This window comes from Streptomyces griseobrunneus, from assembly GCF_046713465.1.
GTDB classification, from domain to species: domain Bacteria; phylum Actinomycetota; class Actinomycetes; order Streptomycetales; family Streptomycetaceae; genus Streptomyces; species Streptomyces microflavus.
Genome location: NZ_CP177080.1, coordinates 6,361,307 through 6,376,339, shown reverse-complemented (window position 1 = coordinate 6,376,339; position 15,033 = coordinate 6,361,307). Strand labels below are relative to the sequence as shown.

The following is a 15,033-nucleotide window of genomic DNA, read 5'->3' as shown; positions in this document are numbered from 1 at the left end:
ATTCGAACCCGCAACCGCCGGATCCAGAAGTATCCGTCGTCTGCGCACCGGGCACCCCGGCGCCCGCGCCTCCCGAGATCAACAGTGGCTGCGGCATATTTCGGGAAAGGAAGGAGCCGCCGCCTTCGCACCGGGAGGTGCATGTCCATGACCTTAGGGAACAGCCTCCGGGGGCGCGAAGGGATTTCGGTGCGCAACCGAACCGGGGCGTGCGGGCGTCGCACAGAATGATCCGGGTGATCGTCACCGGCCCGGGCCGCGGGGAGAGGGAGTCGGTATGGAGCAGATCGCGGAGTACCGGCTCGTCGCGCTGCTCGGCGAAGGCGGCATGGGCCGGGTCCAGCTGGCCCGGACGGCGTCGGGCCGGCTGGTGGCGGTCAAGACGGTCCATGAACATCTCGCCGCCGACCCGGGGTTCCGGGAGCGGTTCCGGCGCGAGACGCTCGCCGCGCGGGCCGTCGCCGGTCCGTTCACCGCCGCGGTGCTGGACGCGGACCCCGACGCCGTACGGCCGTGGCTGGCGACCGAGTTCTGTGCCGGGCCCACCCTCACGGAGACCGCCGACGCGCTCGGGCCGCTGGGCGCGGGACCGCTCGCCGCGCTGGGGGCGGCGCTCGCGGAGGCGCTGGCGGGCATCCACCGGGCCGGCCTGGTCCACCGCGACCTGAAGCCGTCGAACGTGGTGCTCACCCGGGGCGGCCCGAAGGTCCTGGACTTCGGCATCGCCCGCCGGGCGGCCGACGAGACCCTGACGGCCACCGGGGAGGTGATCGGTTCGCCCGGGTTCATCGCCCCGGAGCTGCTGACGGCCGACGCCGAACCCGCCCCGGCCGCAGATGTGTTCGCCCTGGGGGCGCTGCTGGCCCGGCTGGCGACGGGCCGGTCCCCCTACGGCTCGGGGCCCGCGCACCAGGTGCTGTACCGGACGGTGCGGGGTGAGGCGGACCTGGACGGGGTGCCGACGGAGGAGTGGCGCGCCTTCCTCTCCGCCTGCCTTACGGGCGATCCGGCGGCCCGTCCGACGGTGGCCGAGGTGCTGCGCTGGTGCTCGGAGCGGTCGGCCGAGGCGGAGGGGGCGTGGTGGGAGCGGGACCCGGTGGCCGGTCTGATCCGCAGGCGCGAGGAGGCGGTGGCGGCGCTGGCGGGGGACCCGGGCGGGGCGGGGAGCGCGATCGCCGCCCCACCCGCACGGCCCGCGCGCCCCGCCGGGCCCGGGGACACCGTGCCGACCGGGCCCGAGGACACCGTCCCCGCCGCGTCCGGGTCGACAGCAGCCCTCACCGATGCCACCCCGCGCCGGGCCCGGCCCACCGCCGCCCCGCAGGACACCGTCCCGCTGGGTCCCGCCCCGCAGAACGCCGCACCACAGGCTCCCGCCCCGCAGGACACCGTCCCGTACGCCGACGTCCCCGGCCGGGGGCCGACCAGGCGGCGGCTGCTCGCGTTCGGCGGGGCCGTGCTCGTGGCCGGGACCGGAGCCGGCGGCGTGACGCTGCTCGGTCTCACGGAGAAGGACGACCCGGCCGGCTCCCCGGCCGCTCCGCCCCCGCCCCGGACCCGCTGGGCCCGGGGGCGCCTGCTGTGGACCCGGGCCACGGGCGACCCCGGCCACACCTCCGGGGTGCTGCGCCACGGCGGCGCGCTCCTCGTCAGCGACGCGGCCGCGGTGACCGCGCTCGACGCGGCGACGGGCGCGGTGCGCTGGCGCTACCCTGCGCGGCAGATCACCGGGGTCGAACCCCACGGCGACCAGGTGCTCGTCCTGCGCTCCGGGCTCCTCTTCGCACCGGAGCTCATCGCGCTCGACGCCCGTACGGGCAACCGGCGGTGGAAGGCCGTACCCACCCGGCCGATCGGCGCCACGAGGTCCACCGCTCCCGACGGCCAGTCGGCGTTCCTCGCGGTCGACGGGGCGCTGGCCGTCCTGGTCCCGTACGCCTCCGACGCCTCCCTGTGGGCGAAGCGGGCCCTGGGCGACCGCCCCTGGCGTGCGTACGGCTTCGACTCCCGTACGGGAAAGGCCCTCTGGTTCCACGAGGGGACGCGGGCCGCGGTGACCGGCGTCCACGCGGCCGGCGGGCGGCTGGCCGTCGCGCTCCGCCCGCCCTCGCGCTCCGGTGAACCCGTCGAGGAGCCGCTGTTCGTGCTGCGGACCTCCGGCGCGGCACCGGAACCGGAGCCCGCGATCCCCGGCGGCGCCCCCTACCCGCAGGCCCACCCCGGCTCCACCGGCACCCGGTACTACGCGAGCGGCGGCCGGATCGTCTCCGTCGACCTGGCGACCCGGCGCACCGCCTGGGACCGGAGGCTCGACGGCACCCCCACGGTGACGCCCACCGCGTCCGGGGGCCTGGTCCACACGGCGGGACCGGGCGGGGTCGACGCGCTGGACGCGAGGAGCGGCCGGACCCGCTGGAGCAGCACGGACGTCGGGCAGCTCCCCGGCGGCGAGGAGAACGGGCCGCCGCTGGCGGCCGACGGCACCCTGTACGCGTCGGGGCCGCAGCCGGGCAGCGGGGAGAAGGCCGGCGAGGGTGCCCGCTGGGGTGTGCACGCCCTGGACGCGGTCCGGGGCCGCCGGCTGTGGTCCATGCCCGTCGAGTCGACGGGGTCGCCGAGCGCCGCCGCGGGCGGTGGCCTCCTCCATGTGTACGCCGGCGGAACCGTGCAGACCTTCACCGGCCCGGACTCCGCATGACCGGCCCACTGCTTCCGGGCGATCCGGAACGGCTCGGCTCCGTACGCCTGTCGGGGCGGCTCGGGGCGGGCGGCATGGGCACGGTCTATCTGGGCCGGACGCCCGGCGGGCTGACCGTCGCGGTCAAGACGGTCCACGAACACCTGGCCGCCGAACCGCACTTCCGTGAACGCTTCCGCCGCGAGGCCGCCGCCGCCCGTGCGGTGACCGGGGCGCACACGGCGGCGGTGCTCGACGCGGACCCGGAGTCGGCCCGGCCCTGGCTGGCCACCGCCTATCTGCCGGGCGTGACCCTGCGCCACGCGGTGGCGGCGACGGGTCCACTGGAGCCGCCCGCCGTACGGTCCCTGGGTGCGGCGCTCGCCGAGGCGCTGACGGACATCCACGGCGCGGGGCTCGTCCACCGCGACCTCAAGCCGTCCAATGTGCTGATCACCGCCGACGGGCCCCGGGTCATCGACTTCGGGATCGCGCGCGCGATCGGCGACCACGGGCTGACCGGGGCGGGCGATGTCATCGGCACGCCCGGGTTCATCGCCCCGGAGCAGATCACCGGGGCCATCGTCACCGGGGCGCCGCGGACCCGGGGCGCGGTCACCGGGGCCGCCGATGTGTTCGCGCTCGGCGCGGTGCTGGTCTTCGCGGCGACCGGGCGGAGCCCCTTCGGCTCGGCGACGGGCGCGGTGCTGCTCTACCGGGCCGTCCACGAGGACCCGGACCTCACCGGCGTACCGGATGAGGTCCGTGAGCTGGCCGCGGCCTGCCTGGAGAAGGACCCGGGGCGGCGGCCCACGGTGGCCCGGGTCCTGGACGCCACGGCGGACCCGGGCGCGCCGCTGTGGTGGCGCGCGGAACCGCTGCGCTCCCTGGTGCTGGGCGAGACGGCGGCGCCCGGGCCACCGGCCGACCCGGACCCCACGGCGGCGACCGAACGCGGACCCGCGCCCCAGCCCCGTACGCATCCACTCCCGTCCCCTCCCCCGCCCACCTCCGCGAAGTCCGTCGCACGCCGGGAGCTCACCCGGCGCGGCCTCCTGCTGGCCGGGGGCGGCGGGGTCGCGTCACTGCTCACGTACGCGCTCCTGCGCGGTGGCGGCGAGGACGACGGCAAGGGCAAGGAGGAGACGGCGGACCCGCTGGCCGTGCGGCGCGGCAGCGTCCGGCAGGGGGCCGTGCGCTGGACCCTCGCGCCCGCCGACGCCGGTGCGACCGTGAACGCGCTGCGGCTGGCCGGGAACTCCCTGCTGGTGCACGGCGTCGGCACGCTCGACACGTCTGACATCGGCGGCGGCCGCGGGTACGTCACCGCGCGCGGCCTCCCCGACGCCGGGCGGCGCTGGGTGACCGGCGCCGCCGAGACCGCGCCCACGCAGTGGGGTGTGTCGGGTTCCGTGCTGGCGGCGGCCGATCTGGGGCTGGACGCCGTGGACCTGGTGACGGGCGAGCCGCACGACACCCAGGAGCGGCTGGGCGTCCCGCTCTGGTTCTCCGTGGCGGACGGGGTACTGATCTCCGGCTACGACGCGGACGCGAGCCTGCCGTCCCTGCAAGCCGTCGACCTGGCCACGGGCGAGGAACGCTGGACCGAGGACGTGCCGGGCACCCGGCCGCCCGCCGTCCTGGGCCGGACGGTGCTGCTCGCCGACGAGGACGGCTCGTACATCCGGTGCGCCGACGCGGTCAGCGGTCGGATCCGCTGGAGGTACGAGGGTTTCGAGGGGCCGGTGGCGGCGCTCGCCGCGGTCCCGGAGGCGGGCTGCTTCGCGGTGCTCTCCACCGGGGGCGCGCTGCACTTCGTCCGCGCCCGGGACGGCGGACGGCTCGCCACCGCGACCCTGGACGGCGGGGCGAGCGCCGGTTCCAGCGCGCTGGCCGCCGTCGGTTCCACGGTGCTGCTGGCCACCGGAGGCCGGGTCCACGCGTACGCCCCCGCCACCGGAGCGCCGCTCTGGTCGGTGCGGACGGTCGGCCTGGACACCAGTTGGCCCGCCGTCACGGGCGGCGGCCGGGCCCCGGTGACGGCGGGCGGGGCGCTGCTCCACTGGGCAGGGGCCGGGCAGCTCCAGTGCGTCGGCCTCCGCAGCGGCGAGGAGCGCTGGACGGCCCGGCTGGACGGCGTCGCCCAGGTGCCGCCGGTCGCGGTCGCCGGGACGGTGTACGCGGCGACGGGCGAGGTCTGCCGGGCCCTGGACCTGAACGGGGGTGCGGTGCAGCGCAGTTGGGCGGCGGCGGACACCCGCGACCTGGCGGCCGACCGGTCCGGCTGGTACGCCCGCCTCGGCACGGGGACGGTACGGGCGTACAACCACGCCGCTGTTACGGCCCCGTCCTCCTGACGGGGCCGTAACGGCAGGGGCTCGGGGAGCCGCCGACATCTGCTGGGTAAGAGCAGCACTCAGCAGAGTGAATTGCGCCGCCTCAGCACAAGCGCTACGCGCCCGCCTCAGCCCCCCGCGCGCGACCGGGCCTTGAACGCGGCCTTGCGGGCCTCCTTCGCGGCCTTCTTGTCGCCGTGCAGGCGGCCCATGGCCTCCAGCACGTCGGCGGTGGCCGGGTGGTCGACCCGCCAGGCCTCGTCGAAGAAGCCGCTGTGCTGGGCGGAGAGCCCTTCGACCAGGCCCTGGAGCTCGTCGAGTTCGCCGTCCGCGTCCAGTTGGGCGGCGATCGTGTCGATGGCCAGCCAGAAGATCATCGCCTCCGGCGGGGCCGGGACGTCGGCCGCGCCGCGCTCCGCGAGCCAGACCCGGGCCAGGCCGCCGAGTTCCGGGTCACCGAGGACCGCGCGTACGGCGGGTTCGGCCTCCTCGCCGGCGAGGGCGAGCGCCTGCTGGCAGTGGAGGCGGCGCAGCGGCGCGCCCTCGTCCGTGCCGCGCGCCGCCGCCAGCAGCTCGGCCGCGGCCGGGACCGCACCCTGCGTGCCGCGCCCGGCGAGCCAGAGCTGGATCTCGGCGCGGGCGGCGGCCTCCGGGTAGTACGCGATGCCGTCGAGGAGGACGTCGGCGCCCTTGTCGGCGAGGTCGCCGACGGCGGGGGCGTCCACCCCGGCCTCCAGCATCCGGGCGCGGATGCCGTACAGGCCGAGAGGGGTGAGCCTGACCATGCCGTACCGGGTGACGTCCTCCTCGTCGGCCCCGGCGACGGAGGGGTCCGCGTCCCCCTCCTCGACCATCAGCGCCTCGTCCACCGGCTGGTACTCGACGATCCCGATGGGTTCGAGGAGCCGGAACTGGTCGTCGAGGCGCATCATCGCCTCCGACACCTGCTCCAGGATGTCGTCGGTGGGCTCGCCCATGTCGTCGGGGACGATCATCGACGCGGCGAGGGCGGGCAGCGGCACCGGCCCCTCGCCCGCGCCGTCGGCGAGGGTGAGCAGATAGAGGTTGCCGAGGACGCCGTCGAGGAACTCCGCCTCGGCCTCCGGGTCCCAGTCCAGGGCGTCGAAGTCGATCGAGCCGTCCTCGCCGACGAGGTCCGCGAAATCGTCCAGGACGGGCGCGGTGGCGTCGGCGTGCACGGCGTCGAGGCCCTCCAGCCAGATCCCCAGGACGTCCTGCGGGGAGCCGGTGGTGAGCAGCTCCAGGTTCTCGCCCGCGGTGACGGTGCCCTCGCCCTCGCCCTCCGTGCCGTCCGGGAGCTCCCCCTCCTCGGGGTCCGTGACGTCGAGGAGCCCGGAGTCCACGGCGAGCCGCCAGGCCTCGCTGGCGTACGCGGCACCGTCGTCGTCGGCGGAGAGGCCGAGGTGCTCGGCGGCCGCGGGCAGTTGCGCCTCGACGAGCTCGCCGCCTGCGCCGACCCGTGCGTCGGGCCCCGCCCAGCGGGCGAGCCGGACGGCGCGGACGAAGAGCGGTGCGGCGAGCGCGTCCCGCGCCAGTTCGGCCTCGGAGTGCAGCCGCACCGGCGGCAGGGTGGGACGCTCTGCGGACATCGGGGGTTCTCCTCGGTGCGTGCTCGGGGGCGTACGGAGTCCGTACGCGGTTCAGCCGCCCAAGCCTAGACGCAATTCGCCGCAGGCCGGCTGGTTCGGGCGACCGACCGCTGCCGTTCACCCGGGGTACGGGGACAACTCCGCCGAGGCGGAGGGGAAGCACCGCGTGCCGCCCCGTTCCTCACCCCGCCTTCATGCTGCGAGCGGGCGTGTGGCGGTTCACGCCGCCGCCGGTCATGCCGGGGTACTTCTGGACGCGTTCCCACAGTGGCGACGGGGAGCCGACCCCCTCACCGGGCGCGGTGAGTGCCGCGATGTGGTGTTCGGCGCTCTCCCACTCGGCGTAGTTGAGGACCCGGGTGCCGTCGGTGCTGACGTGGAAGTGCGCGGCGATGCCACCGGCGGGGGTGTGGGGGTCCTCGCCGAGCGCCTCGAACACGGTGTCCACCCAGTCCCGTTGCCGGGCCGGGTCCGGGCCGGCGAACTCCGTAGTGCAGCAGGGTCGCTCCGTCCTCGCCCGCGTGGACGCTGTACGACAGCAGCCCGGGGTGCGGCCACTCCCGGCTCTCCCACGCCTCGCGGATGGCGTCGAGCGTCCACCGCCGACGCTCCGGCGTACCGATGTCCCAGGTGGCGGCCAGGGCGATCCCGGCGTCGGCGCGGGCCGGGTCCGGGCGGTCGGTGAAGTGCACGGTCATGGTGGCGTTCCCCTCTCACGCGCACCGGTCGGTGCGTCGTCGCCACCGCCGTCACACCTCAAGTCCGCTTGAGGTCAAGGGCGGGTCACTCGGGCAGTTCGGCCCGCCAGGCCGTCACGTTCAGCTCGTCCATGTACCGGATGTCGTGGCCCTCCAGCGGGTGGACCCGCGCCCCGGCGTCGGGGGCGGCGGCCAGCTCCAGGGCGTCGGCCATGACGAGCTCGCCGCCCTCCTTGGTGGAGACCCAGGCGAGCATCGACCTCACGGTGAGGCCGGGGTCCAGGAGGACCTCCTTCGGGCCCTGGTCGCGGCCGAACATCGAGCCGGCCGGGTTGACCTTCACCGGGAGGCGTTCGCCGTCCTCGCCGAGCGCCTGCACCGAGGGGTAGCCGACGACCCGGTAGGGCTTGGTGCCGCAGTTGGTCAGGGTCAGCACGACCGCGCGGCTCATCATCGCGGCCTGCACCTCCCCCATGGTCACCACGGCACCGGATGCGGGGCACTCCCCGGTGGACGTGGGAGACGGGTCCGGGCCCTGAGCCGGTACGCCGACGGTCGGCGCCGGGGCGGCGGAGGGCGGGGGCAGTGTGTCGGCGTGGACGCCGGGGGCGGAGGCGGAAGGGGTCGGGCTCCGCTCCCCCTCACCGGCGGGGACGAGGAATCCCGAGCAGCCCGTCAGCACCGTGGCCGCCACCGCCGTCAGCAGGACCGCCGCCGGGGCCGGCCTCCGCAGCCGGGCCCGTATCCGCACCCGCTCGCCCATGTCGCCCACCCCTCGCCGCGACCCCCCGGCCGCACGTCGTCCGTGCGTTCGATCATGTCAGGAGCCAGGCGCCCCGGTGACACTGTTCAGCATCTCTTCCCGGTCCGGGCAAGCAGATCTAAGTGGACCTTCACGGTTGCCGGGGCCGACACTTCGGACATGACCGCCACCGCACCCCGGCCCTTCGGCCGCACGCTCTGCGCCATGATCACCCCGTTCACCGCCACCGGGGCGCTGGACCTCGACGCCGCCCGCGCGCATGCCGCGCACCTGGTGGCCGAGGGCTGCGACGGGCTGGTCCTCAGCGGCACCACCGGGGAGTCGCCCACCACGTCGGACGCGGAGAAGTCGGCCCTGCTGCGGGCGGTCCGCACGGAGGTCGGTGACGGGGTGCCGCTGCTCTCCGGCGTCGGCAGCGCGGACACCGCGCACGCGGTGCGTCTCGCCCGGGAGGCCGAAGAGGCGGGCGCCGACGGGCTGTTGGTGGTCCCGCCGTACTACAGCCGCCCGCCGCAGGCCGCCGTGGAGAGCTACTTCCTGCGGGTCGCCGAGGCCACCGGCGTACCGCTGATGCTGTACGACATCCCCGGCCGCACCGGCGTCCGGATCGAGCCGGAGACGCTGCTGCGGCTCGCGGACCACCCGCGGATCGTCGCGGTGAAGGACTGCGCGTACGACCTGCTCGGCTCCACGAAGGTGCTGGCGCGGAGCTCGCTGGCGTACTACTCGGGGTGCGAGGAGCTGAACCTCCCGCTCTACGCGCTGGGCGGCGCGGGCTATGTCAGCACGGTCGCCAATGTGGCCCCGCGCCAGATGCGGGCGCCGCTGGACGCGTTCGACGCGGGGCGCACCGACGAGGCGGCCCGGCTCAACGGGCTGACCGTCCGGCTCACCGAGCTGATGATGGCGGGCGGGCTGCCCGGCACCGTCACCGTGAAGGCCCTGCTGGACGCGGGCCCGGTCCGGGAACCGCTGCAGCCCGCCGGGCGCGAGGCGACCGACGGGCTGCGTGCGGCGTACGAGGAGCTCCTGGCCGCCTGAAAAGCTAGTTGTGGGCGTGCAGGACCTCGTTCAGCCCGCCCCACACCGCGTTGTTCGGGCGGGCCTCGACGGTGCCGGTGACCGAGTTGCGGCGGAAGAGGATGTTGGAGGCGCCGGAGAGCTCACGGGCCTTGACGACCTGGCCGTCCGGCAGCGTGACGCGGGTGCCGGCCGTGACGTACAGCCCGGCCTCCACGACGCACTCGTCGCCGAGCGCGATGCCGACACCGGCCTCCGCGCCGACCAGGCAGCGCTCGCCGATGACGATGCGGACGTTGCCGCCGCCGGAGAGGGTGCCCATGGTGGAGGCGCCGCCGCCGATGTCGGAGCCGTCGCCGACGACGACACCCGCGGAGATGCGGCCCTCGACCATGGAGGTGCCGAGCGTGCCCGCGTTGAAGTTGACGAAGCCCTCGTGCATGACGGTGGTCCCGGCGGCGAGGTGCGCGCCGAGGCGGACCCGGTCGGCGTCGGCGATCCGTACGCCCTTGGGGGCCACGTAGTCCGTCATCCGCGGGAACTTGTCGACCGAGGTCACCTGGAGGTGCAGGCCCTCGGCGCGGGCGTTGAGGCGGACCCGCTCCAGGTCGTCGACGGCGACCGGGCCGAGCGAGGTCCAGGCGACGTTGGCGAGCAGGCCGAAGAGACCGTCGAGGTTCTGGCCGTGCGGCTGGACGAGCCGGTGCGAGAGCAGGTGCAGGCGCAGGTACGCGTCGTGCGCGTCGAGCGGCTTGTCCTCGAGCGAGGAGATGACCGTGGAGACGGCGACGACCTCGACGCCGCGCCGGGCGTCCACGCCGATGGCCTTGGCCGCACCCTCGCCGAGGCGGTTGACGGCCTCGTCCGGGGTGAGCCGCTGCGTACCGGCCGGGCCGGGCTCGGCGCTCAGCTCGGGGGCGGGGAACCAGGTGTCGAGGACGGTGCCGTCACCGGCGACGGTGGCGAGGCCGGCGGCGACGGCGCCGGTGGTACGGGAAGTGGCCTGGGAAGTCGTGTCGGTCATGGACAGAAACCTAACCGGCCGGGGCCCGCTCGGGCGAACCGGTCTCAGCCTCCGGCTCCTCCCCCGCAGGCCGCGCCAGGTCCCGCTCCCCTCGCCCCTCCGGCCCCCGTACCCGCTCCCCCGGTCCGGGCAGCCGCCGCGCCGCCAGCACCGCCGCCCCCGCACCGGCCGCGAGCAGGGCGCACACCGGCCAGAGCAGCCCGGGAGCCGCCGCGTACAGGAAGGCCCCCAGCGGCGGCGCGAGCACCTGGCCGCTGATCGAGGCACCGGCGTACAGGCTCTGGAAGCGGCCCTGCGCGTGGCCGGGCGCCTGGTCGGCGACGTAGGCGGTGGCGGGGGTCTTGTAGAGGATCTCGCCGAGGGTCAGCGAGACCATCATGGTGACGGCGAAGAGGACGCCCGCGCCGGGGATGAGCACGGCGTAGCCGAGCCCGACGAGGAGGAGTCCGACGCCGATGATGGAGAGCGGGGCACGATCGCGCAGGACGTGGGCGGCGGGCAGTTCGAGGAGGAGGATGACGCCGCCGTTGACGGCGAGCAGCCAGCCGTAGAACTGGGGGCCGTGCCCGTGGTCCGCGAGGAAGACCGGCAGGGTCGAGTACTGCTGGCGGTAGACCAGGTCGACGAGGACGATCGCGGCGAGCAGCACCAGCACCGCGGGCCTGGCCCGCAGTTCGTGCCAGAGGCCCGGCGCGTCGGGGTCGTGGGCGGGGACGGAGTGGGCGCTGCCCCGGGCGGGGAGGATGCGCGCGGCGTAGAGGGCGAAGAGCAGGGTGCCGAGCCCGTCGGCGACGAAGAGCCAGTCGTACGAGAACCGGGTGGCGACCAGGGCGCCGAGCGGCGGGCCGATGGCGAAGCCCCCGTTGGCCGCGAACCGGGTGAGGGCGAAGCTCTGGCGGCGGCTTCCCCCTTCGGGGACGGAGACCGCGACGAGGGCCGCGTTGGCGGCGCGGGCGACCCCGGCGGCGTACTGGGCGAGCGGCAGCACCCCGTAGAGCACGGCGACCGGCAGGGCGGGCAGGACCACGAGGGCCGCCCCGCTGACGCAGGCGCCGGCCAGGAGCGCGCGGCGGTGGCCCAGGCGGTCGCCGAACCAGCCGCCGGTGAGGTTCCCGGCGACCAGGCCGATGCCGCCGATCCCGCTGATCACCCCGGCCTGGGCGGCGGAGAGGCCGCGTGGCCCGACGAGATAGACGAAGAGGAAGACGAAGGTGATGCTGACGACGGCGTTGACGAACACGCCGAGCGCCAGCAGCCGAACCGTTCGCGGTACTCCGCGCACCATGCCCATGGTGGTGGCCGTCCCCCGTCGCCCTGGTGAGTTCTCAGTGAGTTCCCTGAGGGAACGGACTATGGCAGCATGGTTCCATCAAGGTCAACCGCATTCCGGGGGCGGCGCGGCAACCACGACGGAGGAGGGCGGGAACCATGGCACAGCGCACCAGCCTGGCCGACGCCGACTGCTCGATCGCCCAGGCGCTCGATGTCGTCGGTGACTGGTGGACGCTGCTGATCGTGCGGGACACCGCACGCGGCGTGCACCGGTTCGACGCGCTACAGCAGGAGTTGGGCGTCTCGCGGAAGGTGCTCACCGAGCGGCTGCGGCTGCTGGTGGACGCGGGGGTGCTGTCCCGGGAGCCGTACCAGGACCGCCCGGTCCGGTACGAGTACCGCCTCACCCCGCGAGGCCGGGCGCTGCTGCCCGTCCTCGTCGCACTCCAGGACTGGGGTGACACATGGGTGCTGGGAGAAGGGGAGACGATGGCGACGACGACGGAGGCCTCGCAGGAGGCGGCCCGGGTGGGGGCCCTGCTGGGGACACGGGTGCCGGAGCTGGTGCTGACCGGCGCGGACGGGGAGCCGCACGATCCGGTCGCGGACACCCCGTACACCGTTCTGTACTGCTTCCCCAGCGCCTACGCCCGCGCGGACGCCTACCCGCCGGGCTGGGCCGGGATCCCGGGGGCCGTCGGCTGCACCCTCGAATCGTGCACGTACCGCGACGAGCTGGCCGAGTTCACGGCCGCCGGCGCCACCGTGCACGGGGTGTCCGTGCAGCGCCCGGACGAGCAGCGCGCCTTCGCGGAGAAGGAGGGGCTGCGCTTCCCGCTGCTCTCGGACGCCGATCTGGCCCTGACGGCCGCCCTGCGGCTGCCGACGTTCCGGGCGGCGGGGGTCAGCCGGCTCAAGCGGCTGACCCTGGTGGCCGACCGGGAGCGGACGGTCCGGCAGGTGCTGTACCCGGTCACGGACATCGAGGCGAGCGTGCGCACGGCCCTGGAGACGGTCCGCCGCCTGGGGTGACCCGGGCCGCTCAGGCGCAGCCGTCGACGACCCGGGCCAGCATCTCGCGGGTGTAGGCGGCGTCGAAGGCGGAGCCGGTCAGCAGCACCTGGAGGCAGACGCCGTCCATCAGCGCGACGAGGGCCCGCGCGGTGGCCGGGTCGGTGCGCGCGGACAGCACCTCGACCGCCGACTCGGTCCACTCGGCGGCGACCGGCCGCAGGGCCGGGCGGCGCAGGGCGGCGAGATACAGCTCGTACTCCAGCTCGATCGCGCCCCGCTCGCCCGCGAACCACTCCCCCAGCACCCGGGTCAGCTCATCGGCGAGCCCGGGGCCGGTCCCCCGGGCGGCGGGCTCCCGGGCGAAGGCGTCGCTGTCGCGCAGCGCCTGGGCGAAGTTCTCGTTGGACCGGCGCAGGGCGGCCGTCAGCAGTTCGTCCAGCGAGCCGAAGTGGTACGTGGTCGAGCCGAGCGGCACATCGGCCTCGGCGGCCACGGTGCGGTGGCTGAGCCCGGCTATCCCGTCGGCGGCTATCACGCGCAGCGCAGCGTCGATGATCCGCGTCCGCCGCTCGGGGTCGTACCGGCGGGCCATCAGTGCGCCCCGCCCAGATTGAGCACGACGACCCCGACGACGATCAGGGCCACGCCCGCGAGTTTGACCGGGCTGCTGGACTCCCCCAGGAACAGGATGCCGATGAGGGCCACGGCGGCGGTGCCGACGCCGGCCCAGATCGCGTACGCGGTGCCCACGGAGAGCGTCTTGAGGGTCTGGGCGAGCAGGGTGAAGGCGATGAGGTACCCCACCGCCGTGCCGATCGAGGGCCAGAGCCGGGTGAAACCGTCGCTGTACTTCATGGCCGTCGTCCCGGCCACCTCCGCCGCGATCGCCGCGGCCAGCAGTCCGTATGCGTATCCCATGTGTACAAGTGTACGCATCGTTGCGTACAGCTGTACATATCATCGGCCCGCACCAGGGGCGTTACGGTGTCCCGACCGATGACACGGCCCGGCAGCACGGGCCGGCGATGTGAGCGGAGACGCAGTGGCGCAGGACGCAGGGTGGGGCGGTGCCCCGTACGGGGGCGCGCCCCACGGTGGGGGGCCCTTCCACGGGGGAGCGCAGGGACCGGGTGGCTGGAACGGCGGATGGGCGGCGCCGCCCAAACCGGGGGTGATACCCCTGGCGCCGCTGAGGGTCTCCGACATGCTCACCGGCGCCTTCGCGACGATCGGCGGCTACTGGAAGCCCCTGGTCGGGATAGCCCTGGCGCTCTTCGGCGCGGCGACGGCCGTCCTGGGCGTCGGGCTGGCCATCGCCTTCTCCACCGTGGCGGCCAACTGGGACGACCTGACGGGGCCCGGCGAACCGGACACGGCGCGACTGGTCCCGCTGGGCATCGCGTTCGGCGTCCTGATGGTCATCGGCACCATCGCCTACCTGCTGGCCTCGGCCGTCGTCCAGGCGGCGGTCCCGGTGGTCCTCCAGGAGGCCGTCCTGGGCCGCCCGATCGGTTTCGGCGCCGTCTGGAGCCGCGCCTGGTCGCGGGTCTGGGCCATGATCGGCACGGTCCTCCTGCTGGGCCTGGCCGTCGCCGTCCCCTTCCTGGCCGTCATGGCCACGATGGTCGCGACCGCGATCTACGCCATCACGCTGGGCGACTCGGACACCGCGGGACCCCTCTTCCTGCTCGCCCTCTTCGGCTGGCTGGCGCTCACTCCGGTCGCGGTCTGGCTCTGGGTGAAGTTCTCCCTGGCCCCCACGATCGTGGTCTTCGAGGGACAGCGGCCGGTCGCGGCGCTGCGCCGCTCGGCCCAGCTGGTCCGCGGCAGCTGGTGGCGGGTCCTCGGCATCGGCCTGCTCGCCTTCGGGCTGGCGAGCGTGGTCGGCTACATGATCCAGATGCCGTTCCAGGCGCTCGGCATGATGCCCGGCTCCATGGACACGGACCTGGCGGGCGAACCGAGCGGCGGGGAGATCCTCGCCCTGCTCGGCGGCTTCATGGTGCTGGCCATGATCAGCGGGTTGGTGAGCCAGCTCTTCTCGTCGATCTTCCCGCCGCTGGTGACCGGACTGCTGTACGTGGACCTCCGGATGCGCAACGAGAACCTGGCCCCGGTCCTGGCGGAGGCGGCGGCACAGACCCTGCCGGAGCAGTACGGGCCCCCGCCGGCCGCCCCGGTGTAGGGCCCCGCTCAGTCGGTCAGCGTCCGCTTGGGGCGCAGCACACAGAACTCGTTGCCCTCGGGGTCTGCAAGCACCACCCAGGTGGCGTCCGGCCCCTGCCCGACGTCCAGCCGCCGGGCGCCGAGCGCGATGATGCGCTCGACCTCGGCGTCCTGGTCGTCGGGGGTCAGGTCGATGTGCAGCCGGTTCTTGACGGTCTTCCTCTCCGGTACGGGGAGGAAGCACATGCCCGGCAGCGCGGTCTCATGGGCGCCGATGACGATCTCGTCCTCGTCCTCGAAGAGCACCTGCCAGTCGAGCACCGCGCTCCAGAACCGGGCCAGGAGCGGCAGGTCGTGGGCGTCGACGGCGAGGTGGTACATGCGAACAGCCATGCCGGACAGTCTGCCCGGCGGGTACGACGACCGCACCCGCAATCGAACGGCCGTGCCCGC

Annotated in this window: 12 protein-coding genes and 1 pseudogene; 5 read left to right on the top strand and 8 right to left on the bottom strand. The window is 74.9% G+C overall.

The window, feature by feature from the left end:
- The first annotated feature begins 277 nt into the window (after nt 1–277).
- On the top strand, nt 278–2,698 hold the full coding sequence (locus ACK8N7_RS28995; RefSeq protein WP_500444506.1) for a protein kinase domain-containing protein: 2,421 nt from the start codon (nt 278–280) through the stop codon (nt 2,696–2,698).
- Nucleotides 2,695–5,034 carry a serine/threonine-protein kinase gene (locus ACK8N7_RS28990; RefSeq protein WP_403217314.1) on the top strand — a complete coding sequence of 780 codons (2,340 nt, stop codon included), beginning with the start codon at nt 2,695–2,697 and terminating at the stop codon, nt 5,032–5,034. Before ACK8N7_RS28995 ends, ACK8N7_RS28990 begins: the two co-directional genes overlap by 4 nt.
- Before the next feature lie 107 nt (nt 5,035–5,141).
- Here ACK8N7_RS28990 and ACK8N7_RS28985 read toward each other — a convergent pair whose 3' ends face one another.
- The 3 genes and pseudogenes from ACK8N7_RS28985 to ACK8N7_RS28975 form a co-directional block, all read right to left on the bottom strand.
- Nucleotides 5,142–6,623, bottom strand: a complete 1,482-nt coding sequence (locus ACK8N7_RS28985; protein ID WP_403217312.1) for a hypothetical protein — start codon at nt 6,621–6,623, stop codon at nt 5,142–5,144.
- A 181-nt stretch (nt 6,624–6,804) separates the two neighbouring features.
- Nucleotides 6,805–7,321: pseudogene (locus ACK8N7_RS28980) on the bottom strand (antibiotic biosynthesis monooxygenase).
- Nucleotides 7,322–7,406: 85 nt separating this feature from the next.
- Entirely contained in the window at nt 7,407–8,084 is a 678-nt protein-coding gene (locus ACK8N7_RS28975; protein WP_500444505.1) for a DUF4232 domain-containing protein, read from the bottom strand.
- Nucleotides 8,085–8,243: 159 nt separating this feature from the next.
- Here ACK8N7_RS28975 and dapA point away from each other — a divergent pair, with 159 nt between their 5' ends.
- Nucleotides 8,244–9,125, top strand: a complete 882-nt coding sequence (gene dapA, locus ACK8N7_RS28970; protein ID WP_500444504.1) for a 4-hydroxy-tetrahydrodipicolinate synthase — start codon at nt 8,244–8,246, stop codon at nt 9,123–9,125.
- 4 nt (nt 9,126–9,129) lie between these two features.
- Here the strand turns inward: dapA and dapD are convergent, their stop codons facing one another.
- Complete coding sequence (gene dapD / locus ACK8N7_RS28965) at nt 9,130–10,128, bottom strand: 2,3,4,5-tetrahydropyridine-2,6-dicarboxylate N-succinyltransferase (RefSeq protein WP_403217306.1); 999 nt, start codon at nt 10,126–10,128, stop codon at nt 9,130–9,132.
- A 10-nt stretch (nt 10,129–10,138) separates the two neighbouring features.
- Nucleotides 10,139–11,419: an MFS transporter gene (locus ACK8N7_RS28960; RefSeq protein WP_500444503.1), complete on the bottom strand. Its 1,281-nt coding sequence runs from the start codon at nt 11,417–11,419 to the stop codon at nt 10,139–10,141.
- Nucleotides 11,420–11,556: 137 nt separating this feature from the next.
- Between ACK8N7_RS28960 and ACK8N7_RS28955 the strand changes: the two genes are divergently transcribed.
- Nucleotides 11,557–12,432 carry a winged helix-turn-helix transcriptional regulator gene (locus ACK8N7_RS28955; RefSeq protein WP_500444502.1) on the top strand — a complete coding sequence of 292 codons (876 nt, stop codon included), beginning with the start codon at nt 11,557–11,559 and terminating at the stop codon, nt 12,430–12,432.
- 10 nt (nt 12,433–12,442) lie between these two features.
- Here the strand turns inward: ACK8N7_RS28955 and ACK8N7_RS28950 are convergent, their stop codons facing one another.
- Both ACK8N7_RS28950 and ACK8N7_RS28945 read right to left on the bottom strand, forming a co-directional pair.
- A complete protein-coding gene (locus tag ACK8N7_RS28950) occupies nt 12,443–13,006 on the bottom strand; it encodes a TetR/AcrR family transcriptional regulator (RefSeq protein ID WP_500444501.1) in 564 nt (187 codons plus the stop codon).
- Nucleotides 13,006–13,332: a DMT family transporter gene (locus ACK8N7_RS28945; protein WP_031125573.1), complete on the bottom strand. Its 327-nt coding sequence runs from the start codon at nt 13,330–13,332 to the stop codon at nt 13,006–13,008. The genes ACK8N7_RS28950 and ACK8N7_RS28945 overlap by 1 nt, the downstream gene beginning before the upstream one ends.
- A 286-nt stretch (nt 13,333–13,618) precedes the next feature.
- Here ACK8N7_RS28945 and ACK8N7_RS28940 point away from each other — a divergent pair, with 286 nt between their 5' ends.
- Nucleotides 13,619–14,599, top strand: a complete 981-nt coding sequence (locus ACK8N7_RS28940; protein WP_500444500.1) for a DUF7847 domain-containing protein — start codon at nt 13,619–13,621, stop codon at nt 14,597–14,599.
- Nucleotides 14,600–14,607: 8 nt separating this feature from the next.
- Here ACK8N7_RS28940 and ACK8N7_RS28935 read toward each other — a convergent pair whose 3' ends face one another.
- Entirely contained in the window at nt 14,608–14,973 is a 366-nt protein-coding gene (locus tag ACK8N7_RS28935) for a VOC family protein (RefSeq protein ID WP_015607821.1), read from the bottom strand.
- Between the last annotated feature and the right edge of the window lie 60 nt (nt 14,974–15,033).